The organism is Labrenzia sp. OB1 (genome assembly GCF_001624695.1).
Classification (GTDB): Bacteria; Pseudomonadota; Alphaproteobacteria; order Rhizobiales; family Stappiaceae; genus Roseibium.
The window spans coordinates 122,997-148,537 of the sequence record NZ_JSEP01000006.1 but is presented as its reverse complement, the minus strand read 5'-3'; the positions used below and the strand labels follow the sequence as shown (position 1 = coordinate 148,537).

18 protein-coding genes are annotated in these 25,541 nt (G+C 60.4%); 11 read left to right on the top strand and 7 right to left on the bottom strand.

The features are described from left to right. Positions 1 to 131 precede the first annotated feature (131 nt). The 3 genes from ilvD (at position 132) to amt (ending at position 6,665) form a co-directional block, all read left to right on the top strand. Positions 132 to 1,976 carry a dihydroxy-acid dehydratase gene (gene ilvD / locus OA90_RS10155; protein ID WP_068410680.1) on the top strand — a complete coding sequence of 615 codons (1,845 nt, stop codon included), beginning with the start codon at positions 132 to 134 and terminating at the stop codon, positions 1,974 to 1,976. 112 nt (positions 1,977 to 2,088) lie between these two features. Further along, positions 2,089 to 3,189, top strand: coding sequence for a metal-dependent hydrolase (locus OA90_RS10150; protein ID WP_068410232.1), 1,101 nt, complete (start codon positions 2,089 to 2,091; stop codon positions 3,187 to 3,189). Positions 3,190 to 3,467: 278 nt separating this feature from the next. Then, positions 3,468 to 6,665: an ammonium transporter gene (gene amt / locus OA90_RS10145; RefSeq protein WP_082836957.1), complete on the top strand. Its 3,198-nt coding sequence runs from the start codon at positions 3,468 to 3,470 to the stop codon at positions 6,663 to 6,665. 55 nt (positions 6,666 to 6,720) lie between these two features. On the opposite strand, the gene OA90_RS10140 is transcribed toward amt, so the two are convergent. After that, positions 6,721 to 7,659 carry a hypothetical protein gene (locus tag OA90_RS10140; protein ID WP_208986064.1) on the bottom strand — a complete coding sequence of 313 codons (939 nt, stop codon included), beginning with the start codon at positions 7,657 to 7,659 and terminating at the stop codon, positions 6,721 to 6,723. 549 nt (positions 7,660 to 8,208) lie between these two features. Then, positions 8,209 to 10,389: an anthranilate synthase gene (locus OA90_RS10135; protein ID WP_068410229.1), complete on the bottom strand. Its 2,181-nt coding sequence runs from the start codon at positions 10,387 to 10,389 to the stop codon at positions 8,209 to 8,211. A 425-nt stretch (positions 10,390 to 10,814) separates the two neighbouring features. Between OA90_RS10135 and sthA the strand changes: the two genes are divergently transcribed. Together sthA and OA90_RS10125 are read left to right on the top strand one after the other, a co-directional pair. Beyond that, entirely contained in the window at positions 10,815 to 12,215 is a 1,401-nt protein-coding gene (gene sthA, locus OA90_RS10130; RefSeq protein WP_068410225.1) for a Si-specific NAD(P)(+) transhydrogenase, read from the top strand. A 214-nt stretch (positions 12,216 to 12,429) separates the two neighbouring features. Next, positions 12,430 to 13,851, top strand: a complete 1,422-nt coding sequence (locus OA90_RS10125; protein ID WP_068410222.1) for an 8-oxoguanine deaminase — start codon at positions 12,430 to 12,432, stop codon at positions 13,849 to 13,851. Positions 13,852 to 13,882: 31 nt separating this feature from the next. On the opposite strand, the gene OA90_RS10120 is transcribed toward OA90_RS10125, so the two are convergent. Both OA90_RS10120 and OA90_RS10115 read right to left on the bottom strand, forming a co-directional pair. After that, positions 13,883 to 14,647 carry an FKBP-type peptidyl-prolyl cis-trans isomerase gene (locus OA90_RS10120; protein ID WP_068410218.1) on the bottom strand — a complete coding sequence of 255 codons (765 nt, stop codon included), beginning with the start codon at positions 14,645 to 14,647 and terminating at the stop codon, positions 13,883 to 13,885. Between the two features lie 88 nt (positions 14,648 to 14,735). After that, positions 14,736 to 15,311 carry a MarR family transcriptional regulator gene (locus tag OA90_RS10115; protein WP_156510451.1) on the bottom strand — a complete coding sequence of 192 codons (576 nt, stop codon included), beginning with the start codon at positions 15,309 to 15,311 and terminating at the stop codon, positions 14,736 to 14,738. 229 nt (positions 15,312 to 15,540) lie between these two features. Between OA90_RS10115 and OA90_RS10110 the strand changes: the two genes are divergently transcribed. Further along, positions 15,541 to 16,518 (top strand): DMT family transporter, encoded by a 978-nt coding sequence (locus OA90_RS10110; protein WP_082836956.1) that lies wholly within the window; start codon positions 15,541 to 15,543, stop codon positions 16,516 to 16,518. Positions 16,519 to 16,536: 18 nt separating this feature from the next. Here the strand turns inward: OA90_RS10110 and OA90_RS10105 are convergent, their stop codons facing one another. After that, positions 16,537 to 17,430: an ROK family protein gene (locus OA90_RS10105; protein WP_068410215.1), complete on the bottom strand. Its 894-nt coding sequence runs from the start codon at positions 17,428 to 17,430 to the stop codon at positions 16,537 to 16,539. Positions 17,431 to 17,592: 162 nt separating this feature from the next. On the opposite strand from OA90_RS10105, the gene OA90_RS10100 reads away from it, so the two are divergent. Beyond that, positions 17,593 to 18,549, top strand: a complete 957-nt coding sequence (locus tag OA90_RS10100; RefSeq protein ID WP_068410212.1) for a DUF6030 family protein — start codon at positions 17,593 to 17,595, stop codon at positions 18,547 to 18,549. After that, positions 18,524 to 20,254, top strand: coding sequence for an alkaline phosphatase family protein (locus OA90_RS10095; protein WP_156510450.1), 1,731 nt, complete (start codon positions 18,524 to 18,526; stop codon positions 20,252 to 20,254). The genes OA90_RS10100 and OA90_RS10095 overlap by 26 nt, the downstream gene beginning before the upstream one ends. A 72-nt stretch (positions 20,255 to 20,326) precedes the next feature. Here OA90_RS10095 and OA90_RS10090 read toward each other — a convergent pair whose 3' ends face one another. Beyond that, the gene (locus tag OA90_RS10090; protein ID WP_068410206.1) at positions 20,327 to 21,253 is read right to left on the bottom strand and encodes a pirin family protein; all 927 of its coding nucleotides are present in this window, start codon (positions 21,251 to 21,253) and stop codon (positions 20,327 to 20,329) included. 148 nt (positions 21,254 to 21,401) lie between these two features. Here OA90_RS10090 and OA90_RS10085 point away from each other — a divergent pair, with 148 nt between their 5' ends. Next, on the top strand, positions 21,402 to 21,944 hold the full coding sequence (locus OA90_RS10085; protein ID WP_068410204.1) for an AAA family ATPase: 543 nt from the start codon (positions 21,402 to 21,404) through the stop codon (positions 21,942 to 21,944). Positions 21,945 to 22,008: 64 nt separating this feature from the next. Continuing rightward, complete coding sequence (locus OA90_RS10080; RefSeq protein ID WP_068410201.1) at positions 22,009 to 22,614, top strand: thiamine phosphate synthase; 606 nt, start codon at positions 22,009 to 22,011, stop codon at positions 22,612 to 22,614. A gap of 45 nt (positions 22,615 to 22,659) precedes the next feature. Here OA90_RS10080 and OA90_RS10075 read toward each other — a convergent pair whose 3' ends face one another. Continuing rightward, positions 22,660 to 23,541, bottom strand: coding sequence for a LysR family transcriptional regulator (locus OA90_RS10075; RefSeq protein ID WP_068410666.1), 882 nt, complete (start codon positions 23,539 to 23,541; stop codon positions 22,660 to 22,662). 298 nt (positions 23,542 to 23,839) lie between these two features. Here OA90_RS10075 and OA90_RS10070 point away from each other — a divergent pair, with 298 nt between their 5' ends. Next, the gene (locus OA90_RS10070; RefSeq protein ID WP_068410197.1) at positions 23,840 to 25,339 is read left to right on the top strand and encodes a CoA-acylating methylmalonate-semialdehyde dehydrogenase; all 1,500 of its coding nucleotides are present in this window, start codon (positions 23,840 to 23,842) and stop codon (positions 25,337 to 25,339) included. Positions 25,340 to 25,541: the final 202 nt, after the last annotated feature.

The window sequence follows — 25,541 nt, the reverse complement described above, 5'->3', positions numbered from 1 at the left end:
GCCTTTCGCTTCGGGCAAAAACCTGTCAAACCCGGTATCAGACTGACATCGGGCGCGGATACATGCTCAGCTTCGGCCGGAATTTGACCGCCGAAGCGGGCGGTATGCCTGCAAATGGAGGGAGACCCAAAATGCCCCCGTATCGTTCCAGAACATCCACCCATGGCCGCAACATGGCCGGTGCGCGCGGCCTGTGGCGCGCCACGGGCATGAAGGACGACGATTTCGGCAAGCCGATCATCGCAATTTCCAACTCCTTCACCCAGTTCGTGCCCGGTCACGTGCATCTGAAGGATCTCGGTCAGCTTGTCGCCAGGGAAGTGGAAAAGGCCGGAGGGGTCGCCAAGGAATTCAACACCATCGCGGTCGACGACGGCATCGCCATGGGCCATGACGGCATGCTTTATTCGCTGCCGTCCCGCGAAGTGATCTCGGACGCCGTGGAATACATGGTCAACGGTCACTGCGCCGATGCGCTGGTGTGTATTTCCAACTGCGACAAGATCACGCCCGGCATGCTGAACGCCGCCATGCGGCTGAATATTCCGGTGGTCTTCGTTTCCGGTGGCCCGATGGAAGCCGGCAAGGTGGTGCTTGAGAACGGCGTCGAGAAATCGGTCGATCTGGTCGATGCGATGGTTGCGGCCGCCGACGACCGCATGTCCGACGCCGATGTCCTGGCCCTGGAACAAAATGCCTGCCCGACATGCGGCTCTTGCTCCGGCATGTTCACCGCAAACTCCATGAACTGCCTGACGGAGGCACTTGGCCTGTCGTTGCCGGGCAACGGCTCGACACTGGCCACTCACGCCGACCGCGAACGCCTGTTCGTGGAAGCGGGCCACCTGATCGTCGATCTGGCGAAGCGCTACTACGAACAGGATGACGAAAGTGTCCTGCCGCGCAACATTGCCAGCTTCAAGGCCTTCGAGAACGCCATGAGCCTCGACATCTCCATGGGCGGTTCGACCAACACCATCCTGCATCTGCTGGCGGCCTCCCATGAAGGTGAGATAGGCTTCACCATCGACGATATCGACCGTCTGTCCAAAAGCGTCCCGGTGCTGTGCAAGGTCGCTCCCGCAATCGAAAACATCCATATGGAGGATGTCCACCGCGCCGGCGGCATCATGTCGATCCTCGGCGAACTCGATCGCGCGGGACTGCTGCACACCGATGTGCCGACGGTCCATTCCGCATCCATGAAGGAGGCGCTGGCCCGCTGGGACATCTGCCAGACAAATTCCGAAAGCGTGCATTCCTTCTTCCGGGCAGCGCCCGGCGGTGTGCCGACCCAGGTGGCTTTCAGCCAGCAGCGGCGCTGGGAAGATCTCGACATGGACCGGAAAGCCGGCGTCATTCGGCAACTGGACCATGCCTACAGCAAGGATGGCGGCCTTGCCGTGCTCTACGGCAACATCGCCGAGGACGGCTGCGTCGTCAAAACGGCCGGGGTCGATGAAAGCATCCTGAAATTCTCCGGCCCGGCCCGGATCTTCGAAAGCCAGGACACGGCGGTTTCCGCGATCCTGACCAACAAGGTCAAGGAAGGCGATGTGGTGCTGATCCGTTATGAAGGTCCGCGCGGCGGTCCGGGCATGCAGGAAATGCTCTATCCGACCAGCTATCTGAAGTCCAAGGGACTGGGCAAAGCCTGCGCGCTGGTCACGGACGGACGCTTTTCGGGCGGCTCTTCCGGTCTGTCCATCGGTCATATTTCGCCTGAAGCCGCCGAAGGGGGGGCGGTTGGTCTGGTTGAGGAAGGCGATCTGATCGTCATCGACATTCCGAACCGTGTGCTGAAGGTGGACCTGACCGACGAGGAACTGGCACAGCGCCGTGCCGCCATGGATGCCAGGGGCGACAAGGCCTGGAAGCCGATCGAGAAGCGTACACGCAAGGTGACCAAGGCCCTTCGCGCCTATGCGGCGATGACCACAAGCGCCTCCAAGGGCGCTGTCCGCGAAGTCGACTGAGGCGACACCGTGCCGTAAGCGGATCAGGCGGGCTTTCGGGCCCGTCTTTTTTGCCGCCACCGGCCTGTCGGCGGCTTCTCCCCCAGAGCATCAAAGATGATAGGCTGACCGGATGGATTCTCTCACTCAATTCGTTCTTGGCGCCGCCGTTTCCACCGCGCTGCTCGGCAGTAAAATCGGACCGCGCAAGGCGGCCCTGCTTGGCGGTGCGCTCGGCACCTTGCCGGATCTCGATGTGCTCATCCCGTTTGACGATCCGGTGGACAGTTTCGTCTATCACCGGGGCTGGACCCATTCCGTTTTCGTGCATGCGCTTGCCACACCCGTTCTGGCGGAAGGGCTTCTGCGGCTCTTCAAGGGGCTGAGGGATCATCGCTGGCGGGTCTGGGCAGCCGTTTTCCTGTGCCTGTCGACCCATGCCGCAATCGATGCGATGACGGTTTACGGCACACGGATCTTCTGGCCGTTCTATCCCGACCCGGTCGGTGTCGGCTCCGTGTTCATCATGGATCCGATCTACACCCTGCCGCTGTTGGTGGCTGTGGTCTGGGCCCTGTGCAGGAAAACCTGGACATCTCGTCTTCGAAACGTCGTTGCGGCCGCACTTGTCCTGTCCACCGGTTACCTCGCTCTGAGTGTGGTGATTCAGCAGGTCGTCAAGGGCAGGGCGCACCATGTCTTCCTGGAGAACGGCGTTCCGCCGGACAAGGTCTACGCGCTCGCGACGCCGCTCAATATCCTTGTCTGGAAAGTGATCGGATTGCGCCAGAACAGTTACGACAACATGTATCTGTCGCTTCTCGACGGGCTTGGGCAGGCGGAAATCTATTCCCACCCGCGCCATCTCGAACTGGTGAGCTGTCTGGAAGGGAGCGAAGCTTTCCGTAAACTGGACTGGTTCAGCAGAGGGTTCTACCGGGCCGAACTGATCGACGGGGACGTCGTGCTGTCCGATCTGCGCATGGGCCTGACACCGGGCTATGCGTTCCGCTTCGTGATCGGAGAAACCCGCGATACCGGAATTGAGCCATCAGGACCGGAACGTCTGCTGGATACGGTCCGGGTGGAAGAAGGCGACTGGGACTGGCTCGGGGCACGGTTGCGAGGCAGGCCTGCCGTGCGGCGGGCTGAAGCGGATATGTCCCCAATGCCACAAGAGTCGCGGTATGTTGCGGCGCTGGAGTGTTCGCGAGGGGCTGCCGGGGCAGGGTGATGCCGGCAAATCACGCGGACCGGGGAACCGGGATATGGCGTAATTTTAGGCTCGCCGTAAGAGGCTCTGCGCCGCCCGGCCGGGATAGTGCGCCGGGGTGGGCAAAATAAGTTATTGTTTTTCAGATGGTTGAATTGCCGCTTTGATCGATAAGGTGCGAAGCCGGGTGATGAAGAATTATGCAGGAATTGTCCGGTCAAAACCTCAGTAAAAATAGCAATTAAGAATTAACCAATCCGGGAAATCATGCCTCTGCTTTCGAACAATGGGGCAGATAAATGAATAAATGGAGGGTCGGTTCCACAGCCGGTCTGTGCATCGCAGCCCTGGTCACTTCGACCGCGACAGGCGCCACCGAGTTCGCTGGGGCAAGCCCCACCCGGCAGAGTCTCGATATGGTTTGGGTTCTGTTTGCTGCAGGTCTGGTCCTGCTGATGCAGGTCGGTTTCATGCTGTTGGAAGCTGGACTGGTCCGGTCAAAGAACTCCATCAACGTTGCGCAGAAGAACCTGCTTGATCTTGCCGTCTCGGTGTTGATTTTCGCGATCTTCGGCTTCTCGCTGGCCTTCGGCGCGGGGGGGAACTGGTTTGCCGGGTTCGATCCGCGCCTGTTTGCGCTTTCCGGCCTCGATCCCTGGGGGCTGACCGTTTTCGCCTTTCAGGTCATGTTCTGCGGTACAGCGGCAACGATCATATCCGGCGCGGTCGCCGAGCGCATGCGCCTGTCCGCCTACATCTGGTGTTCTGTCCTCACCGCGGGGCTTATCTATCCGGTTTTCGCCCATTGGGCCTGGGGCGGGGCACTCTTCGCGGACGCCACCGCGTTTCTGGCCGCCGCCGGGTTCGTCGATTTCGCAGGATCGACCGTGGTGCATGGGACGGGGGCCTGGATCGCGCTTGCCGCCTGCACGATCCTGGGCGCGCGAACCGGACGTTTCGGCCCGGATGGGCAGTCGTTCCGGATCCAGGGCCACAGTTCCGTTCTGGCCACTTCCGGTGCGCTGATCCTGTTCGTGGGCTGGCTTGGTTTCAACGGTGGCTCGACGCTGGCGGCATCCTGGGACGTGCCGATGATCCTGACCAACACTGTGCTGGCAGCCGCCGCCGGAACCGGGGCAGGCTATATGATGGGCCGGTTCAAGGACCGGGTCATCCTGCCGGAAAACTCTATTTCGGGATTGCTTGGCGGTCTGGTCGCCGTCACGGCCGGGTGTCATGTCCTGACGCCACCAGGGGCACTTGCCATTGGCGCGATAGGGGGCGTGACCGCCGTTCTGGGAGCGATGTTTCTTGAACGCTGCCTGAAGATCGATGATCCGGTCGGCGCCATTGGCGTGCATGGTTTCGCCGGGGCGGCCGGTACGCTGGGGCTTGCCTTGCTGGCGCCGGTGGAGCATCTGCCGCTGGGCGCGCGTCTGCCGCAATTGCTGGTTCAGGCCGGGGGGGTCCTGGCCTGCTTCATCTGGTGTTTCGGCGCGGGCTGGGGTGTTCTGACGCTTCTGAACCGCTGGTACCCGCTGCGTCTGGATTCGGCCAGCGAGGAGCTTGGCCTCAACGAGGCCGAGCACGGAACACGTCTGGGCATCGGCCATGTCGAGGATGCGCTCGACCGGCTGATCGCCGGCAAGGCGGATCTTTCCATGCGGCTTGATGTTTCCAAGGGAGATGATTCAGAGCGCCTGACACGCTTGTTCAATGCGCTTATGGACACGGTGCAGACCGAGGAGCAGGCGCAGAGCCGCATGGCGGATGCGAAGCGGAGCCGAGAGGAGGCCGAGCGGCTTTCAGCGCTTGCCAACGCCACTTTCGACGCCATCGTGATCTCGGTCGACGGACGCATACTCGATGGGAACAAGACCTTCGAGGATCTTATCGGATACGGCATCGATGAACTCGAAATGCGAGGCCTTTACGAGTTCGTCGACAATGAACTGGCAGGCACTCTTGAAGAGCATCTGATCCGGGCCGAAAAAGAGCCGAGGGAAGTGACCCTGATCAACAGGAACGGCGAGCATGTTCCCGTTGAAATCCGCACAAGAGTGATCTCCTACCGGGGTATCCCGACGCGGGTGTCCGCGCTCGTGGATCTGCGCGAACGCAAGAAGGCGGAGGCGCAGATCCTCCACCTGGCGCAACACGACCCGCTTACCGATCTGCCGAACCGGGCCGTCTTCAACGCCGAACTGAAACACGTGATGGATAAATGCGAGCGCAGCGGCCACAAAGCGGCACTGCTGCTTGTGGATCTCGACAAGTTCAAGGACATCAACGATCTGCATGGCCACCCGGTCGGCGATACCGTCATCCGGGTCACCGCTGATCGTCTGAGAAAATACTCCCGCAGCAGCGATACGGTGTCCCGGCTGGGCGGTGACGAATTCGCGATCATTCAGAACAGCATTCAATTCGCCAATCAGGCGGAAGACATGGCCTTGCGGCTTGTGCAGGCGCTGTCCGAACCGGTTGACTGCGGTCAGGGACTTGTTCTCAAGCCGACCTCCAGCATTGGCGTCGCCTTGCTGAAGAGAGGCGACGACGCGGATCAGGCTGTCTCGAATGCCGATATCGCCCTCTACAATGCCAAGAACAACGGGCGCAATACCTATAGCATGTTCCAGTCCGGCATGGGCGACGAGGTCCGGCAGCGACGAGCGCTGGAAAAGGACTTGAATGCGGCACTCTCCCAGGATCAGTTCGAACTGTATTTCCAGCCGCGCATGAACCTTTCCACCTGCAGGATCGAGAGTTATGAAGCGCTCATCCGCTGGCATCATCCCGAACAGGGCCTGATTAGTCCGGCCGAATTCATTCCTGTTGCGGAATCATCCGGCCAGATCGTTGCCATTGGCAAATTCGTTCTGGCGGAAGCCTTGCGCGTCGCCTCGACATCAATCCAGTCGTCAAATATCAGTCTCAATGTCAGTCCGGTTCAGTTCCGCGACAGGGACTTTGTCGATGACGTTCAAAGTGCCATCGCAATGTCCGGCATTCCGGCGGAACGGATCGAAATCGAGATCACCGAGACCACGCTGATTGAAGACGATGCCAGAGCCCTTTCCATCCTGACGCTGCTGAAGGAAATCGGAGTGAAGATCGCGCTGGACGATTTCGGCGTCGGTTATTCCTCTCTGAGTTATCTGAGCCGGTTTCCGTTCGATTGCATCAAGATCGACCGGTCCTTCGTTCAGGAGGCGAGGCGGAATTACGGGTCGCTGGCAATCATTGAAACCGTGGTGCGTCTCGGCAAGGCGCTTAACATGCGCGTCGTTGCCGAGGGCGTGGAAGATGCCGAAAATCTGCTGCTGCTGGCGCAGCATGGATGCCATGAAGTCCAGGGCTATCTGATCGGCCGACCGGCGCCGGCCGGCAAGGTCGTTCGCTCGGTGCCGGTCGAGGTGCAGGAAGCTCTGGACTTGCAGAAATTCGGCGGATCGCAGACCCTCGAAACGAAGGCTGCAAGGGACTTGGCAAGCTGACGCGTTCCGCGTGCGTTTATCCTGACAGCTCTCTGCTGAAGAACCGTCCGGGACCTCAGTTTACCTGCGATTCCGATACGGGAATCAGCATTGTGCGGTTGAGCAACGCGTCCGGATCCTGAATTTCCGGAACCTGGTTGCAGTCCATGCTGTCCTGCGTTTCCTTCGATACGGTTTCCTTTAACACGGCGCAAATCGGGATCGCGGCCTGGCGTGTCCCGTTCACTGCGGCGCTAATGACATCAAGCAGAGATCCGTCTGTCTCCAGCAGCGCCAGCGCGAGGTGCTTGGCGAAAAGCGAGATTGTCCTGTCGGCGGAATAGTTCGCAACCTGGCCGGTGCCGGAGGAGGAGACAAGAGCTTCGGGCCGGTCCTTGAAGTCGACCGAATGCCGGTCCAGCAGATGCACATTGACCGCGTAAGAATTGTTCGTATCGAGAATCAGAACGACTTCGGCGGCAGGGATCGTATGGATCATCGCGGCAAAGGCAGACGCGGAGATCCAGATACCCTCGCTGATCGCCTGGCCGGCTGATTCCGGTTTCTGCTCGGCCCAAAGCTCGAGAACATATCCGGACTGCTCCGCCGCCGGGTCCGTATCGTCCTTGCCGAGCGGCAGGTTGGCGTAAATGATGAGCCGGTCTTGCGGCCCCAGGCGGTTTGAAAGTTCCGTCGCCTTGCGCTTGAGAGCGGCCGCGCTTGCGCCTTCATTGATGAGGAGATGTGTATGGTCAGGTCCCGCATCGATCCTCGGCGCCATAGAGGTCACCACTTTTTCCAGGCTGTTCTGGCAAATTTCCAGGGACTGCGGATTCCACACAGGGCAATTGCCAATTCCCAGAACGTGGTTCTCAAGACGGGGGCTTTCCTGGGCTGGCGCGGGAAAAGACCAAAGCGTCGCGGCAAGCGCCAGCACTGCGAGAGGCAAAGCCCGGACCCGGTATCCGTGCCGCAGCGCAAATCCTGTGCGGGTCGATTGCACCTTTCCGCTCATCCTGTCTCCCAAGGGGTTGATCTTTAAAGACGTGTCCAGCTTGCAGAACCCATCGACATTATTATTTGTCCACTGAGGTCCGGTTAAATGAAGCAGACAGATTCCATGGAACTATGTGGTGAATTGTTAATCAACAATATTTTCCATGAACATGGTTTTGTGATGTTGAACAGATAATTGATGTGCTGGAAAAGTCTCGAACTCTGCAACTGATCTGCAAGATGATTGCCGCAAGTGGCCGCCGCCCCTGAATTCGAACAGCCAGATCTGTTCGAGGAGCCAATCGCACGCCGGATGCTAAGCTTTGGTTGTTCAAGATGCGAAGTACATTGGCGGATCATGGGCGGCCTGTATCGCCGCCAACGAGAAGACCGCGCCTTGAGGCGCGGCCAGTCTATGGGGAACTCAGGTATCGTCTGCGTCTATTTCGGCTGATTGCTCGGCTCTTTACCGCTCAGGCCGCCGTAGACGTTTTTCGTGCCGTCAGCAGGCAGGTCATCGGCACTGTCGTCCCGGATGCCGGTTCATGCTCACGCACACAGGCGTACCTCAGATCGCTTCCGCCATCCGATTGGCCGAAACCAGACGGGAAACGACATTCTCGATGATCTTGTGACCGGCTTCCTTGTCGAGGGACATGATCGACTCCGGATGAAACTGCACGGCCGCGATCGCTTCCTTCTGGTGTTCGATCGCCATCACCACGCCGTCTTCGGTTTCAGCTGTCACGCGAAGGTCCGCAGGCAGTGTGTCGCGCTTTGCAAAAAGCGAATGGTAGCGTCCGACCACCACAGGCGCTTGCAGTCCCTCGAAAAGAACAGAGTTGCCGGTGAGGCTGATGGGCGAGGGTTTCCCGTGAACCGGTATGTCGAGCTGGCCGAGTTCGGCGCCGAAATACTCCGAGAGAGCCTGCAGGCCGAGGCAGACGCCGAAGATCGGCAATGCGCGGGAGCGGGCCCTGCCGATGGTTGCCGCGCAATCGAAGTCCTTCGGGTTGCCCGGTCCGGGCGACAGCACCACCAGATCCGGATTGACGTCGTGGAAGACATGATCGGCCACCGGGGTACGGTAGGTGACCACCTCCGCACCGGTCTGCCGGAAATAGTTGGCGAGCGTGTGCACGAAACTGTCTTCATGATCGACCAGAAGGATCTTCATGCCCTTGCCGGGTTTGCGCTCCACCTGTTTTTCAAGCGCTTTGGTGGCCAGGCCGGCTTCCCGCACCGCTGCCCGCATGGCCTCGGCCTTGAGTTCGGTTTCCGCTTCCTCGTCTTCCGGGATACTGTCGTAGAGCAGCGTCGCTCCGGCGCGGATCTGCGCCGTGCCGTTCTTGATGCGCACAGTTCTGAGGGTCAGGCCGGTATTCATGTCGCCGTTGAACAGAACGGCGCCGATTGCGCCGCCGTACCAGGCGCGGGGGGATTTTTCATGATCCTCTATAAACTGCATCGCCCAGCGTTTCGGCGCGCCGGTGACCGTCACCGCCCATGTGTGCGACAGGAACGCGTCAAGCGCATCCATGTCCTCGCGCAGGATGCCCTCGATGTGGTCCACTGTGTGGATCAGCCGCGAATACATCTCGATCTGCCGGCGGCCGATGACCCTGACCGAGCCCGGCACGCACACCCGGCTCTTGTCGTTGCGGTCGACGTCCGAGCACATGGTCAGTTCCGCCTCGTCCTTGGCCGAATTCAGGAGCTTGCGGATCTGCGCCTCGTCCTCGATGGCATTCTTGCCGCGGCGGATGGTGCCGGAAATCGGGCAGGTTTCCACCCGGCGCCCGCCGGTCACCCGCACGTACATTTCCGGTGACGCACCGACAAGATACTCGCTGTTGCCGAGATTGAAGAAGAACGAATAGGGGGAGGGGTTGATCTGCGCCAGGCGCCGGCAGACCGCCGAAGGCGGATTGGCGCAGGGCTCGTGGAATGTCTGGCCCGGCACGGTTTCAAACAGATCGCCGCGGCGGAAATAGTCCTTGGCTTTCTCGACCAGCTTTGCATATTCCCCCGGCTCATGGTCGCCCCGGCCCGGGTCGATATTGGCCGGCGCATAGGGGTGGTTTTCACCCGTCCGGTCCAGCCCTCTCGTGGTCTTGCCGTTGACGACGAAATCATATTCAAGCACATACGCGCGCTTGCCGTGGTGGTCGACGATCAGGATCTCGTCCGGCAGAAACAGCACCACATCACGCTGATCGTCAGGCCGCTGCAGTTTCAGATCGATCTGTTCGAACTGAAAGGCGACGTCGTAACCGAACGTGCCGTAGAGCCCGAGTTGATCGTCGCCACAGGCAAACAGCTCCTTGAGCGCCCGCACGATGGAGAAGGTCGAGGGTTGGCGGGAGCGTTCTTCCTCGTTGAAGAGCCGGTCCGGCTTCTTGACCGTCAGATCGATCCGCGTTTGCGATGCCTCGAAGGTCTCGACGTCTTCGTGCGATTTCAGTGCTGCGACGATGGCAGGCAGAAGGATCTTGCCGCGGTCGTTCAGCGCGCGGATCTCCACCCGCCGGTCGGCGGCTTCCAGAACCAGCGGCGGATTGACGATGGCCATGTCCCAGCGTGTGTAGCGTCCTGGATATTCATAAGATGAGGCCAGCACCGCGCCGAGTTCCCCGTCCAATCGGTCGATCCAGTCGGAGGTTCCAGTCTCGTAGTCTGAAGGACGTGACGTGCGCAGGATTGTGATCCCGCCATTGGTTTCGAAGGTCTGGTCAGCCAGCGCCGGCATGGTTCTTCTGGTCCCGTTCTGGTGGCTGCCCGGAAATGCTGGCGGCCTTATAAAGCACCAAGGCCGCCAGCGGTATCCCGCGGCGGCCTTTGGTTTGATCTATGATCTGTTCAGAGCATGACTGATCGCTGGCCGCCTATTTCGCGCCGCGCCACCACCATGCTGCTTTCAGGCATGCTGCTTTCAGGATCGTGTTCATGAAAAAAAGGGATATCGGAAGGAGAAGGGGATGGCAATGGGCATCTGCCGGCAAAATGCAGGCAAACATCCGCTTTCAGCGCCTGAATCCTGTTCTCTTGACGTATTTACGGAGGTTTGGCGGCAATCTCACGGTCCTTCCACTTCAATTTGCCGCCGCCGCCTTGACCCTCGCGTCTTGATGCTGTTTTTGCGATCAACGACTGAGAGACGGCAGTGAGGGGCACATGGATAAATACGATCTTATTGTGATCGGCAGCGGCCCGGCGGGCAGGCGAGCGGCCATCCAGGCGGCAAAATTCGGCCGCAACGTGCTTGTGGTCGAAAAAGGCGGCCGCGTCGGCGGCGTTTCAGTCCACACCGGCACCATTCCTTCAAAGACCCTGCGCGAAACGGTGCTGAACCTCACGGGATGGCGCGAGAGAGGCTTTTACGGCCGCTCCTACCGGGTGAAGGACGATATCACTGCCTCCGATCTCAGAGCACGAATGCATATAACGCTCGACCATGAAGTGGAGGTGCTGGAACACCAGTTCGCCCGCAACAAGGTCGATACCATGCGCGGACAGGCCAGATTCACGGACCCGCACACCATCGAGGTGGAGGGCGAGATCGGCGAAGTGCTGAAATTCACCGCCGACAAGTTCATCGTTGCCGTCGGCACCAAACCTTTCCGGCCGGACTATGTGCCCTTCGACGGCGAGTATGTTCTCGACAGCGACGATATTCTCGACCTGGCCGATCTGCCTCGGTCCATAGCCATCATCGGAGCCGGCGTGATCGGTGTCGAATACGCGTCGATCTTCTCCGCGCTCGACGTCCATGTCACCTTGATCGAACCGCGCGATACCATGCTCGACTTTCTCGACAAGGAACTTATCGCCGATTTTACCCACCAGTTGCGCGACCGGGGCATGGCCCTGCGCTTTGGGGCCAAGGTGGAAAAGATCGAAAAGCATGGCCCCGGTAGTTGCGAGATCACGCTCGAGGGCGGGCGCTCCATTCGCTCCAACGTCATCCTGTTCGCCGCCGGCCGGATGGGGGCGACACCCTCCCTCAATCTGGAAGCCTGCGGACTGGAAGTCGATCACCGGGGACGGCTCAAGGTCGAGCCGATGACCTTCCAGACCGACGTGCCGCATATCTTCGCCGCAGGCGACGTGATCGGGTTCCCGAGCCTTGCCTCCACATCCATGGAACAGGGCCGTATCGCAGCCTGTCACGCGCTCGGTGAAACGGCCTATGATCCGCCGGAATATTTTCCCTATGGCATTTACGCGGTCCCGGAAATTTCCACGATCGGCATGACCGAAGAAGAGATCAAGGAACGCGGCATTCCCTATGAATGCGGGGTCGCCCGCTTCCGGGAGACCTCGCGTGGCCACATCATGGGTCTCGACAGTGGCATGCTGAAAATGATCTTTTCGCTCAAGACCCGGCGCCTGCTCGGCTGTCATATTGTCGGGGAGGGGGCAACCGAACTTGTCCACATCGGTCAGGCGGTGCTGAACCTGCGCGGCACGCTGGAATATTTCGTCGAGAACACTTTCAATTATCCGACCCTCGCCGAGGCCTACAAGATCGCCGCCCTCGACGCCTGGAACCGCATGCCGCCGCTGGAAGAGTGAAGGCGTTTCGACACCAGCCGCCGTCATTCCGGACACGTGAGACGCAAGTCGACCGCCGATCCGGATCAACGCGCATCTGTGCGGCCCTTGTCCGCAACGACGGTGGATGGCATTTTGACAATTCCGCATCAGCCGCCTCTGATTTTCCCAAAATGGCGTCGAAGCGCCTGGCCGGTTAGCCTGCCCTGAAATTCATCTCTGCCAAGGACCGCCCATGCCGCAGACCCTGCTTCTGAAGAATGCCGATATCCTTGTCACCATGGACGGCGAGCGGCGGGAGATTACCGGTGGCGGACTTTTCGCAGAGGACGGCATCATCCGGCAGGTCGGCCCGTCCGGCGAACTGCCGCAAACCGCCGACAGGGTGATCGATGCCGCCGGGCAGATCGTTTTGCCCGGCTTCGTCAACACCCATCACCATCTCAACCAGACGCTGACCCGCAATCTGCCTGCGGCGCAAAACAACAATCTGTTCCCCTGGCTGCAGGCGCACTATCGGGTCTGGGCGAAAACCCATCCGGAGGCCTCGCGCGCCAGCACCCTGATCGGCCTGGCGGAACTGGCGCTGTCCGGCTGCACCACCATCTTCGATCACACCTATCTTTTCCAGAGCGGAAACAAGGTCGACTACCAGATCGAGGCGGCCCGCGATCTCGGTGTGAGATTTCACGCAAGCCGCGGGTCCATGTCTCTTGGCGAGAGCAAAGGCGGCCTCCCACCGGATGTTTGCGTGGAAGACGAGGAGCATATCCTCAACGACAGCATTCGCGTGATCGACCGCTATCACGACGCATCGCATGGCGCGATGACACGTATCGTCCTGGCGCCCTGTTCGCCATTTTCCGTTTCGGAAAACCTGCTCCGCGATAGCGCGCTTCTGGCACGCGACAAGGGGGTGATGCTTCATACCCATCTGTGTGAAACGCTGGACGAGGAGCGCTACACGATGGAGCGTTTCGGCAAGCGTCCGGTGGAATGGATGCAGGAACTCGGCTGGACCGGGCCGGATGTCTGGTTCGCCCATGCCATCCACGTGGATGACGACGAGATCCGCCTTTTTGCCGCAACCGGCTGCGGCGCCGCCCATTGCCCGTGCTCGAACATGCGCCTGGCTTCCGGCATCGCGCCGGTGAAGAAATACATAGCCGCCGGGGTGAAGGTTGGCCTCGGTGTCGATGGCTCCGCCAGCAACGACGGTTCCAACATGCTGATGGAAGTCCGTCAGGCGATGCTTCTGGCGCGGCTCAATCTGGGCCTTAAGCCGGTGGTGGACCCGCAAGGCAACGCGCTTCCTCCACTCTCGCACCCGTCGCGGGCAGAGGAATGGATGACCGCCCGCGAAGCCCTTGAACTGGCAACGCTCGGCGGTGCGGCTGTTCTGGGCAGAAGTGACGTAGGGTCATTAGAAACAGGCAAGTGCGCGGATTTCTTCACGCTTGACCTTAACACGATCCATTTCGCGGGAGCCATGCACGATCCGGTGGCGGCCGTGGTCTTCTGCGCTCCTCAGACGGCGAAAACCACAGTCGTCAACGGGCGGGTGATCGTGGAAAATGGCCGCATCGTCACCATGGATATGGCGCCGGTGATCAGGGACCATAACCGCATGAGCCTGGAGCTGGCGGCGGGGACTTGAGGCCTCGCGAGAACCGATTTCTTTCAGGCTATCAGCAAAGCCAGCAGTTTTCCGGCAGCTGTGCTGCGCTCACATCGCCGCCGTCACTCATCCAGGACACGATACCCTTCTCGACATTGGCGACATTCGTGAAACCCGCCTGACCGGCGAGATATTCCGACAGCGCCTGACTTCTGCGGCCTGTCCGGCAGATGAAGACGACCTCGTCGGCAGGCCCTGAGATCAGTTTTTGCAGCTCCGTCCCGAACTGCGGATTGACGTTGCCGCCCTGGTCGAAAAACGTCAGCAGATGGCTGCCCGGGATCACCCCGGTCTGTTTCCATTCTTCCGGTCGGCGGATGTCGATGACGGTGGTGCCTGCGGCCAGTTTCGCCTTCAGCTCGTCGTTGCCGATATCGGAGAATTTCTTCGCCTTCACGTCGAGCAGCTCGATCTCGAATTTCAAGGTGGCATCGGGTGGAATGACGCCGCCCGCGCCTTGAGAGCCGTACGCCATTTCCGGCGGAATGATCAGCTCGCGCTTGCCGCCGACCTGCATGCCTTCAACGCCCTTTTCCCAGCCCGGAATGACCCGCCGCTCGCCAAGGGTGAAGGAGAAGGGCGTGCCCCGATCGACGCTTGAATCGAACTTCGTGCCGTCCATCAGCCAGCCGGTGTAATGCACCACCACCGTTTCGCCGACATTGGCCTCTTCGCCGGTCCCTTTTTCGATGTCCCGGATCTGAAGCTCTTCCTGCGCGGAGGCGGACCCCAGGAGCATGAGAGACAAGGCTATTGTTGCAAGATATCTGAGCATGGCGTTCCTTTCAGGTCAGCCATAGAGCGGCTGTCTTGGCGCCAAATTGGGTCACCAAAGCCTCGAACGCAAGTCAAACCAGAGTGATTCAAGGGGTCTTTTTTTCTGCTGCCGAGCGGATCAGTTTTTCGAGAAGGCGTGCGAGTTCGGACTGCTCGTCGTTTGTGAGGCCGTCCACCGCCGCATGCAGCGTCTCTACATAGCCGGGTACCTTTCCCTTGATCAGCCCGAGGCCCTTCGCGGTCAGGCAAACGGAGAGGGCGCGCCGGTCTTCCGGATGCGGGCAGCGCTCAATGAAACCTGCCTTTTCGAGCCTGTCGAGGCGTGCGGTCATGCCACCCGAACTCATCATGGTGGTGCGGTAGAGTTCTGTCGGCGTCAGCTTGTAGGGCGGACCGGAGCGCACGAGTGTTGCCAGCACGTCGAATTCGCCGGTTTTCAGGCCGATGTCGGCATAGGCGGGGGCCTGATAATCCCGGCTCATCACATGGGCAGCCTCGTTCAGCCGGCCGATCAGCACCATCGGCAACAGCTTGCCGGCAAGTTCCGGCATTTCCTCCTCCCACTGCCGGCGGGCACGCTCTGCCCGGTCCAGCAACAGGTCCGCAGGGTCTCCGAAGAGGTGAGGGGCAGGCTTCCGGGGCTCTCCGGATTTGATCGTCATGTTCTGGTTCCCGAAAGATCCTGGCTGCGCGCGAGAAGGTGACCTGTTCAAGCCCCGGAAAAATTTCGCCATTCCGGTGACCGTGACGAGGTGATGCTGCCCCTCTTTACAAAGAAATTCAGTCAGACTCAAGAATCTTGATATAAAGTATCTTGAAACAAAGATAAAAGTTGCTATCTCTTCCCCAAGGCAGATGCAGGCCGAGAACTGAAGAGAAAGGAACATCCAAATGGCGGATACCACCGGACCCGGGCAGCAGCACGAAACCGTAAGCCCAGGGTCTTTGCATGCCGGCATCACCGCAGCGCGGTTGTTTGACCAGCCGCTTGCCCTTTTGCTCGTCGTCGGAGGCTTTCTGGCGCTCTCCACGATCATCGCCAAGGCCGCGCCCGGCCTGGGGTGGCATCCTCTGGCGCTGCTGCAATGGGCCATATTGGGCGGTGCGGCGGGTCTTTTTGCCCTCAGCCGGATGTCCGGCCGCAAGGTTGAGCGGACCAGCGAGCCGGTGGGTCGACGGCAGCTTGTTCTCTATCTCGGTTTCAGCGGACTTCTTTTCGTCGTGCCCAACATGATCGCCGTGGTCGCCGCTTCAAAGGTCGGCGTGGGTTTCGTGTCGCTCAGTTATGCCTTTCCCCTGGTCCTGACCTACGCCTTTGCCGTTCTCCTGCGGCTGGAGCGCCTTCAGCTTATGCGCGGGGCAGGGGTTCTGGCTGGTCTTGGCGGCGCGGTTCTGCTGGCCGGTTCCGGGTCGAAGTTATCCCTGGAAGCATCGTGGTGGTCGCTCTTCGCGCTCACCATTCCGGTATTTCTGGCTGTCGGGAACATCTACCGGACACTGAAATGGCCCAAAGGCGTCGGCCCGGTCGATCTGGCCGTGGGCATGATGGCAACCGGGTTTGTCGGGCTTGCCGCCTTCAATGCGGCCATGGGCACGCCTGTTGCGCCTGTTTCCTGGACTACCGGGGCCATCGTGCTGCTTGCCGCGCAGATCGCGATCTTCACACTTCAGTACGGTCTGTATTTCCGTCTGCAGAAAACGGCCGGTCCGGTCTATCTGAGCCAGATCGGATCCGTCGCGGCGGTCACGGGGCTCGGGTTGGGATACCTGGTGTTCGCGGAAGTTCCCGACATCGCAAAACTGGCGGCAGTTGCCAGCGTCGGAGTAGGGATCGTGCTGGTGACCCTGGGTCGACCGCGAACGCCCTGATCCCTTCGCCGAGGCCCGTCAGCCCCAGAGCCAGGCAGCTCCGCGCACACCGGAGCTGTCGCCGTGAACGGCCTTGCGGATCGGCGTCTCGAAGGTGTCGGAAAAGATGTAGGGCAGCATGGCCGGTTCAAGGTCCTCATAGAGCTCGTCGATATTCGACATGCCACCGCCGAGCACGAAGACATCCGGGTCCAGCAGATTGGCGCTCATGGCGAGCGCCCGTGCAAGACGGCTCACATAGGCGTCATAAACCGCATTGGCCACTGGATCGCCGGAGCGTTTAAGCGCGATGATCTCGTGGCCTTTGAGAAGGGAGCCGGTCTTGTCCTTATAGTCGAGCTGAAAACCGGTGCCGGAGCACCAGCGGTCGATCACGCCCTTGTGGCCGATCCAGCTGTCCGGTCCGGGAAATTCCTCAGGTTTCAGCCAGGGAACGGTGATGGCGCCCCATTCGCCGCCAATACCGTTCGCGCCCAGATGGGCCTTTCCGTCGATAGCGATGCCCGATCCGCAGCCGGTGCCGACGATAATCGCGTGCACCACATGCGCACCGGCTCCCGCGCCGTCTGTCGCCTCGGAGACAGCCAGGCAGTTCGCATCGTTCTGAATGCGCACGGGACGGCCGAGAACGTCTTCAAGATCCCGGTCCAGCGGCTTCCCGTTCATCCAGGTCGAATTGGCGTTCTTGACCAGCCCGGTTTTGGGCGAGAGGGATCCGGGAATGCCGAGGCCTAGCGTGCCGGTCTGCCCGGTCGCCTGTTCGGCGGCACCGACAAGCGTCTTCACGGCCGCAAGGCAGCCGTCATAGTCACCCTTGGGCGTGTCCACACGCTGCCGGAAGAGCTCTTTTCCCGCGTCCGAAAGCGCGATGATTTCGATTTTCGTGCCGCCCCAGTCAATTCCCAACCGCATGTCATTCCATCCGTTTCGGCAGCTCCAAAGCCGCTGCCTGCCCGTCTTCCAACTCGTCCGCCACCGCCTAATTGACAGAGGTCGGGTTGCGTTTTCAAGACTTTGGTTTGATATATCCCGAACCTTGCCCCGGCAACAGGCGGCGCGGTGGAAACGGACCGAATGGCAGGTTGGAACGACAGGCTAAGGCATTGGTTTTCTGGGGCGGCGGCGCGGGACCGCAACCCGGAGGATGCGCAGCGGCCTGTCCGCAGATCCGGCTCCGGGTCCAAGGCCCCGCATTGGGCAGTGGAAGAGAGCGATCCGACAGCCGCGCCCGGCACGTCCACAAGAGCGGACGGAAAGAGTGATCCAGGCCGAGAAACGCCCTTTGTCACCCACTACTATGTCTGGGGCACGCTGGCGATTTTGCTGTTGGCGGCTGCCACGGGAGGGATTATCTGGCAACTGCAGCAAGGCACGGACGCCCGGGTGGCCGGACCGCGCTTCAGTGACCCGCTTTTGCCCCTGGGTGAGCGTGAGAGGAACGAACTGCTCAATCCTTCTCCCGAACTCAGCGCGGAACTGAAACGCGGTTTTCATGGCAAACCTTCGGCGCTCTGCATGGAGCTCCACGATCTCGGGCTGGAGAATCACGGCTGGAAGAGGGCTCTCTTCCAGCAAGACCGCTGGCAATGCGCTTCCGACCTGGTGCAACTGACCACACCTAGCGTCGATTACGGGTCCACGACGCTGTTTTTCCTGCTGCGCGGGCCTTCGCAAGACAAGATCGACTATCTGCGCCTGAAGCTGGTTGTCGAGGACCCGAAGCAGAAACAGATCGGGCTGGATGCCGTCTGGCTGGTGATCGACGCCCTGACCGCCCGCTACGGCTGGACGGTGCCTGACCCTTTCCGGCAAGCCATATCCGGATTTGAAAAGCTTGAGACCATCCACCGGGGCGTCAGGCTTTCGGTGGCTCCCGAGGATCCCAATCTGACCGGCGATCCGCTGGCCGGCCAGCGGCTCAACATCATCCTGAATTTCGGCGAACCGGATCTGATCCGGCCCGCGGACCGTTTCGAAAAAGCGCCGCCGCTGGAAAGCGGCTGGAGTGTCGAACAGCCTGAGACCCGGTGACGCCTTCGAGGGCGCACGTTTATGCATAAGTCTCTTCCAACCCGCAGCTCTTCGCGCTTCCGACGACGATAACGAGAACCGCGCCGCACATTTGGATGCTACCAAAAATTGCAGTAAAGTATTTTTCAATGAAAAATTGAAGGGGGGGGGTGAAATGTCACGCGGCACAACCGGTCCAATTGAAAATATAATCGTTGTAATGCTTGAGAACCGGTCCTACGACAACGTTCTTGGCTGGCTGTACAACAAGTCCATTCAGCCGCCCTACGATCAGGCACCGCCCGGTCAGGCCGATCTCGTGGGTTTGACGGGAAACGAGAGTAATCCCGACCCGGCGCACGGAAATGCGATCAGGGTTGCCCCGGCTACCGCGACGACGATCAACGGCGTGGCGACCCCCGCAACCGCCGCGCCGGGCAACGACCCGGGCGAGATTTTCGGTGACATGGCCCAGCAGTTCCTGGGGTTGGGTGCTGTGCCTGAAACGAACCCCTATGCGGATTGGCCAGCTTCCGAAGCCTTTTCATACATGCAGGGCTTTACAGCCAATTACGCAAAGGTCTTGGGCTCCTCGACCTCGAGCTTCATCCCCGACATCATGACCTACCTGACCCCGGCCGATCTGCCGGTGACCGCATTCCTCGCCAACAAGTTCGCGGTTTGCGACCAGTGGCATGCCTCGGTGCCGACGCAAACCTTCACCAATCGCGCGTTCAGCCAAACAGCGGCGCCAGGTGTCATCAAACACCTTATCGACGGAAAACCCGATTTCAGCCTGATTGACGACTGTGTCTACGTCACTGAAGCGGATTTATTGTACGACATGCCGTCGGTTTTCGAGATGCTGGATACTGTCTATCCGGAGGCCACGACCCCAAACTGGAAAGTCTATTTCCACGACTATTCGATCAGTATGATGACCGTTCCCTTTGTAAGAGACAAAGCGCGCAGCTCTTCGAATGAGAATGTCGCGACTTATGACAAAAGCGATTGGGGCGACAAGACGCCCGATCCCCATGATCCCGTTCTTCGCCACAAGCTCGGTGCGGTTCCGCCTACGTTCAAGGAGGATATCGCGCGGGGAACGCTCCCCAAATTCAGCTTCATTGAGCCACGATATTCAAACAATTCTGCTTGTCACCACAATCCGCCCAACTCCAATCATCCGGGCAGTTCCAAGTTCGGATCGCAGACGATTAGTTCGAGCCATCCGCCAATCGACACAGCGAATGGCGAAGTTTTTCTGGCCGATATATACAACACCCTGGTGAAAAGCGCATATTGGGACAAAACGCTCCTGATCATCACCTACGACGAGCCTGGCGGGATCTACGATAGCGTGCCGCTGCCCAGGCAGCCTGTGCCGGCGCCCGGACAATCGACGCCGCCAGGCGGCGGCAGCCCTGTGATCATTCCTCCGCCCAAGGAGAAATCCGATCCGGCAGCCGACGGGTTTGGGTTCAATGTCCTGGGTGGGCGGGTGCCGACGATCGTCGTCTCACCCTATATTGCCGCCGGTTCGACCATCAGGCCCCCGGGCGGCCAACCTTTCGACCACACATCGATCGTGCGCACGGTTTGGGACTGCTTGGACCTTGGTCGGAACGGGCAGACCTCGTTGACAAATCGCGACGCGACCGCCCCCAGCTTGATGCTCTTTGTCGGTTCCACAGCGTCCAACAACCCAGGCAATGCGCCCGGTTGATCGCCTCGCCAAGTCTGCTCGTTCTGCTCATGCCAATCTCATCAAATAGGTTCTAATTCATTGATGTGGGTATCAGCGGTCCGGCAGGGGAATGAACTCTTCCGCGTCGCCCGGTACCGTGTCGAAACGCCCGAGCCGCCAGTCTTCCTTCGCTTGTTCGATCCGCTCCTTGGAAGACGAGACGAAGTTCCACCAGATGTAACGCCGTCCGTCCATCGGTTCGCCGCCGAGGAGGACGAAACGCGCCGGTTCCAGCGCGTTGTTCTCGACCACCAGATGATCGCCCGGCTTGAAGACCAGCAACCGGGCAGGTTCGAAGCTCTGACCGGCGATGCTGATCTGGCCGGAGACCGTATAAAGGCCGCGCTCTTGCCAGCCCGCGTCAAGCGGAATTTTGGCTCCGGGCTCCAGGGAAACATCGGCATAAAACATATCCGACGCCGTCTGCACCGGAGCCTTGTGCCCGTAAAGCGCGCCGGCGATCAGTTTCACGGAAGCTCCCTTGTCGGAAAACTCCGGTTGCTCGTCCGTGCCGAAATGCTGAAAGGCCGGTGCGCCTTCCTCCAGATGCTTCGGCAGTGCGACCCAGCTTTGCAGGCCGAACAGGGGCCGCTTTTCAAGCCGCCGTTCCGCCCGTTCGCGCTCGGAGTGGACAATGCCCTTGCCCGCGCTCATCCAGTTCAGCGCACCGGGCGTGATGGCAATCTCGGTGCCGAGGCTGTCGCGGTGATACATTTCCCCCTCGAACAGATAGGTGACCGTCGCCAGACCGATATGCGGATGCGGACGCACATCGATGCCGCCGCCGACAAGCAGCTCGGCCGGTCCCACCTGATCGAAGAATATAAACGGGCCGACCATCCGGCGCCGCGCGGAGGGCAGGGCCCGGCGAACCGAAAAACCGCCGAGGTCTGAGGTCCGCGGGACGACGATGGTTTCAACCGGATCGCAGCTTGCGGCGTTCCCGGCAATCGGGTCGGGGGTATTCAACCAGCTCATCTGCCTCTCCCGGAATATGAATGCGCGTCTGAAGATCAGATATGATCCTCTCCTCGAAAATGTCCATTGAACAGTGCGTTTCCGTCTTTCCATTCTTGCAAGGGTCGGTATAAAGGCCAGCCTTTCGTGCATTTTTGGATAGGTTTTCATGAAACGCGTCATGATCGTCGGTGCCCCCGGATCCGGCAAAAGCACGCTCGCGCGTGCGCTTGGCAAGAAAACCGGCCTGCCGGTTCATCACATGGACAAGATCCACTACGGGCCAGGTTGGGTCGCACGCTCGGAAGCGGAAAAGGACAGGCTCACCCATGAAGTGCATGCCCAGGACCGCTGGATATTCGAAGGTGGACATTCGAACACCTACACGGAGCGGGTCGCCCGCGCCGACACCTTCATCTGGCTTGATATGCCCGTTGGCCGGCGTCTGGTCCGCGTATTGCGCCGATCCTTGAAATATTATGGCCAAAGCCGCCCGGACCTCCCGGACGGCTGTCTGGAACAATTCAACCTGCAGACCCTCGAGTTCCTTTATTTCATCTGGCGGAGCCGCCACAGTGCCCGGCGCAAGTTGGAGGCCATTTTTCGTGCGCCGCCGGCTCATCTGACGGTCCACCGGCTGGAAACGTTCGCCGACGTCCGGCAATTCCTCGACGGCCTCGCAGACGCCACTGAACCCGCGCGCCTGGCTTGACAGCGGGCGTGCCGGGCGACATGGCAGGTCCGGCAACATCTTTTATCGGCAGGGCGGTGCAAGCATGAAACTCGATCCCTTCTATCCCATAGTCGACAGCTCCGACTGGATCGCGCGGCTGGTGCCGCTTGGCGTCAAGCTGGTTCAGCTGCGCATCAAGGACATGCCGCAAGACAGGCTGCGCCGTGAAATCGCAGCGTCGAAAGCGGTCTGCGATGATCATGGTTGCCGGCTGATCGTCAACGACCACTGGCGGCTCGCCATCTATGAAGGCTGCGATTTCGTTCATCTGGGTCAGGAGGATCTGGCCGACGCGGACGTCAAGGCCATCCGCAAGGCCGGTCTTCGTCTCGGCGTGTCCACCCATGACGGCGACGAACTGGAAACGGCGCTGTCCGTCGATCCCGATTATGTCGCGCTCGGACCGGTCTATCCGACTGGGTCCAAGGAACTGAAATGGGCACCTCAGGGGCTGGAAAGGATCGGCGGCTGGAAACGCCAGATCGGCGGACTGCCTCTGGTGGCCATTGGTGGCCTGACGTTGGAACGGGTATCGGGCGTTTTCGAAAACGGCGCCGACGTGGCAGCCGTCATTTCCGATGTCACCGGCAACCGGGATCCGGAGGCCCGGACACGTGAGTGGCTTTCGCTGACGGCTCGGTGGCGGTGAACGCTGAGCCGCTCATTCCATTCGTGCGTAAGCACTGAGCGCCCGTCAGGCAAACATCGCCTTATCGTGTGCGACCTGATCGCGCAGAAACTCCTGGACGGCGGCCACGTGGCGCAGCGGACGGGAGCTTTCATGGGTCACCATCCAGTAGGCGCGCTGGATCTTGATTTCCGGCAGGACCGCAACAAGGCCGGGGTCGCCGCGGGCGATAAAGTCGTGCAGGATGCCGATACCCGCGCCTGCGCGCACTGCCTCGGTCTGACCGAGAGCGGAGGCAATTTCGAACCGGGCCGACCAGTCGCGCGTTATTTCCGTGCCGTAGCTGAGCGAGGGCGAATAGAGAATGTCCTCAACGTAGCCGATCAGATCGTGCGCGCTAAAATCGCTCGCCGCTTCGGGGGCGTCGCGCCGGTCGAGATAGGTTCTGGAGGCATAAAGACCGAGCGCGTAATCCACCAGTTTGCCTGCAACGAGGCGCCCGGTTTCCGGCCGGTCGACCGTCACCGCAATGTCGGCTTCGCGCCGTGACAGCGAGAAGGAGCGGGGCATTGGAACGAGCTGGATCGTCAGCCCGGGATGTTTTTCGGTGAGTTTTCCAAGGCGCGGCGCAAGATAGGCGACGCCGAACCCGTCCGGCGCTCCGATGCGCACGGTGCCGGTAATGCCGGGCGTGTCGCCGTCAAGGTCGGCCTGCGCGGCAACCGCCTCCGCTTCCATCCGCTCTGCCCGTTCAAAGAAGCGGTCACCGCTTTCGGTCAGCACGCATCCGGACGTGGACCGGTCAAACAGCCGTGTGCCCAGGCTCTCCTCCAGGGCTGTCAGCCTTCGGGCGGCGGTGGCGTGATTGACGCCGAGTCGCCGTGCAGCCGCCAGGATTTGCCCTGTGCGGGCGATCGCCAGAAAGATGCGGATATCATCCCAGTTCATGATCAGCTGATCCTGTTGCGGCTTGGGTTCGTCATCACCAGGCTTGACCCGGTGATCCAGGAAGTTTTCTCTCCAGGGGAAGGCATTCCCAAAGGGCGAGGCCAAGGCTTGGGTTGCAGGATGAAAGCCCGGCAAAATCGAAAACAAATCAGGCGCTTTTATACCGTAACTATGAAATATGCACAACAGATACGGAAAACTGCAGCTTGTTTATTGCAAAAATAAAAGTCAAAAAGACTGAGAATTAAGATGCAGAAACAGGGTCTGCGCGCGGCAGAGCTTACGGGAGAAACGCAAGATGCAGAAAATCGGTCACTTTATTGGCGGCAAGCATGTGGATGGCACATCCGGCCGTTTCGCGGATGTCTACAATCCGGCCACCGGCGAAGTTCAGGCTCAGGTCGCGCTCGCCAGTCAGGCGGAAATGGATGCGGCCATTGCCAATGCCGCCGCCGCGCAGCCGGCCTGGGCGGCAACCAATCCGCAGCGCCGTGCCCGCGTGATGATGAAATTCGTCGACCTGCTCAACCGCGACATGGACAAGCTGGCCGAAGCGCTTTCGCGTGAACACGGCAAGACGCTCCCGGACGCCAAGGGCGATGTGATCCGCGGCCTGGAAGTGGCGGAATTCTGCATCGGTGCTCCGCATCTCCTCAAGGGGGAATTCTCCGAGGGGGCCGGTCCGGGCATCGACATGTATTCCATGCGCCAGCCGCTGGGCGTTGTTGCCGGCATCACGCCGTTCAACTTTCCGGCGATGATCCCGATGTGGAAGTTCTGCCCGGCGATTGCCTCTGGCAACAGCTTCATCCTGAAACCGTCCGAGCGCGATCCCTCCGTGCCGATCATGCTTGCCGAACTGATGATCGAAGCCGGTCTGCCCGCGGGCATCCTCAATGTCGTCAACGGTGACAAGAGTGCCGTGGATGCCATTCTGGACGACGAAACCATTCAGGCGGTCGGCTTCGTCGGTTCCACGCCGATCGCGCAATATGTCTACTCGCGCGCAACGGCCTCCGGCAAACGGGCGCAGTGCTTCGGCGGCGCGAAGAACCACATGATCATCATGCCGGATGCCGACATGGATCAGGCCGCCGACGCGTTGATCGGCGCGGGTTACGGCGCCGCCGGTGAACGCTGCATGGCGGTTTCCGTCGCGGTTCCGGTCGGAGAAAGCACGGCCGACGCATTGATCGAAAAGCTGACCCCGAAGATCGAAGCCCTGAAGATCGGACCCTACACGGCCGGCAACGATGTCGATTTCGGGCCGCTGGTTACCAGGGAAGCCCTGGGGCGCGTCAAGGGACTCGTCGAGCAGGGTGTCAAGGAGGGCGCGAAACTCGTGGTCGACGGCCGCGGTTTCTCCATGCAGGGCTATGAAGACGGCTTCTTCATGGGCGGCTGCCTGTTCGACAATGTCACCAAGGACATGGAGATCTACAAGACCGAAATCTTCGGCCCGGTTCTTTCCGTTGTCCGCGCAAGGGATTACGAGGAAGCGCTCGACCTGCCGATGAGCCACGAATACGGCAACGGCACGGCGATCTTCACCCGGGACGGCGACACGGCGCGCGATTTCGCCTCGCGCATCAATATCGGCATGGTCGGCATCAATGTGCCGATCCCCGTGCCGCTCGCCTATCACACCTTCGGCGGCTGGAAGAAGTCCGGCTTCGGCGATCTGAACCAGCATGGTTCCGATGGGTTCAAGTTCTACACCCGCACCAAGACCGTCACCTCCCGCTGGCCCTCCGGCCTCAAGGATGGCGCCGAGTTCTCCATTCCCACGATGAAGTAAGATCGGACCAATCTGTTTTCTGCTGATGGCAGGAACGCTCAAAAATTTTGAGAGGGCGGCGCAATCGCGTCGCCCTTTTTGTTTTTCCGCAGGTCTTTCTGCACCTGTGACCTGACCCGTTTCCTGGTGGAACTCGAAAACCGGGCGCGCTAAGACGGGAGGCTGGGGATACCGTGGCAATGTGCCGCTTGAAATCACGGGG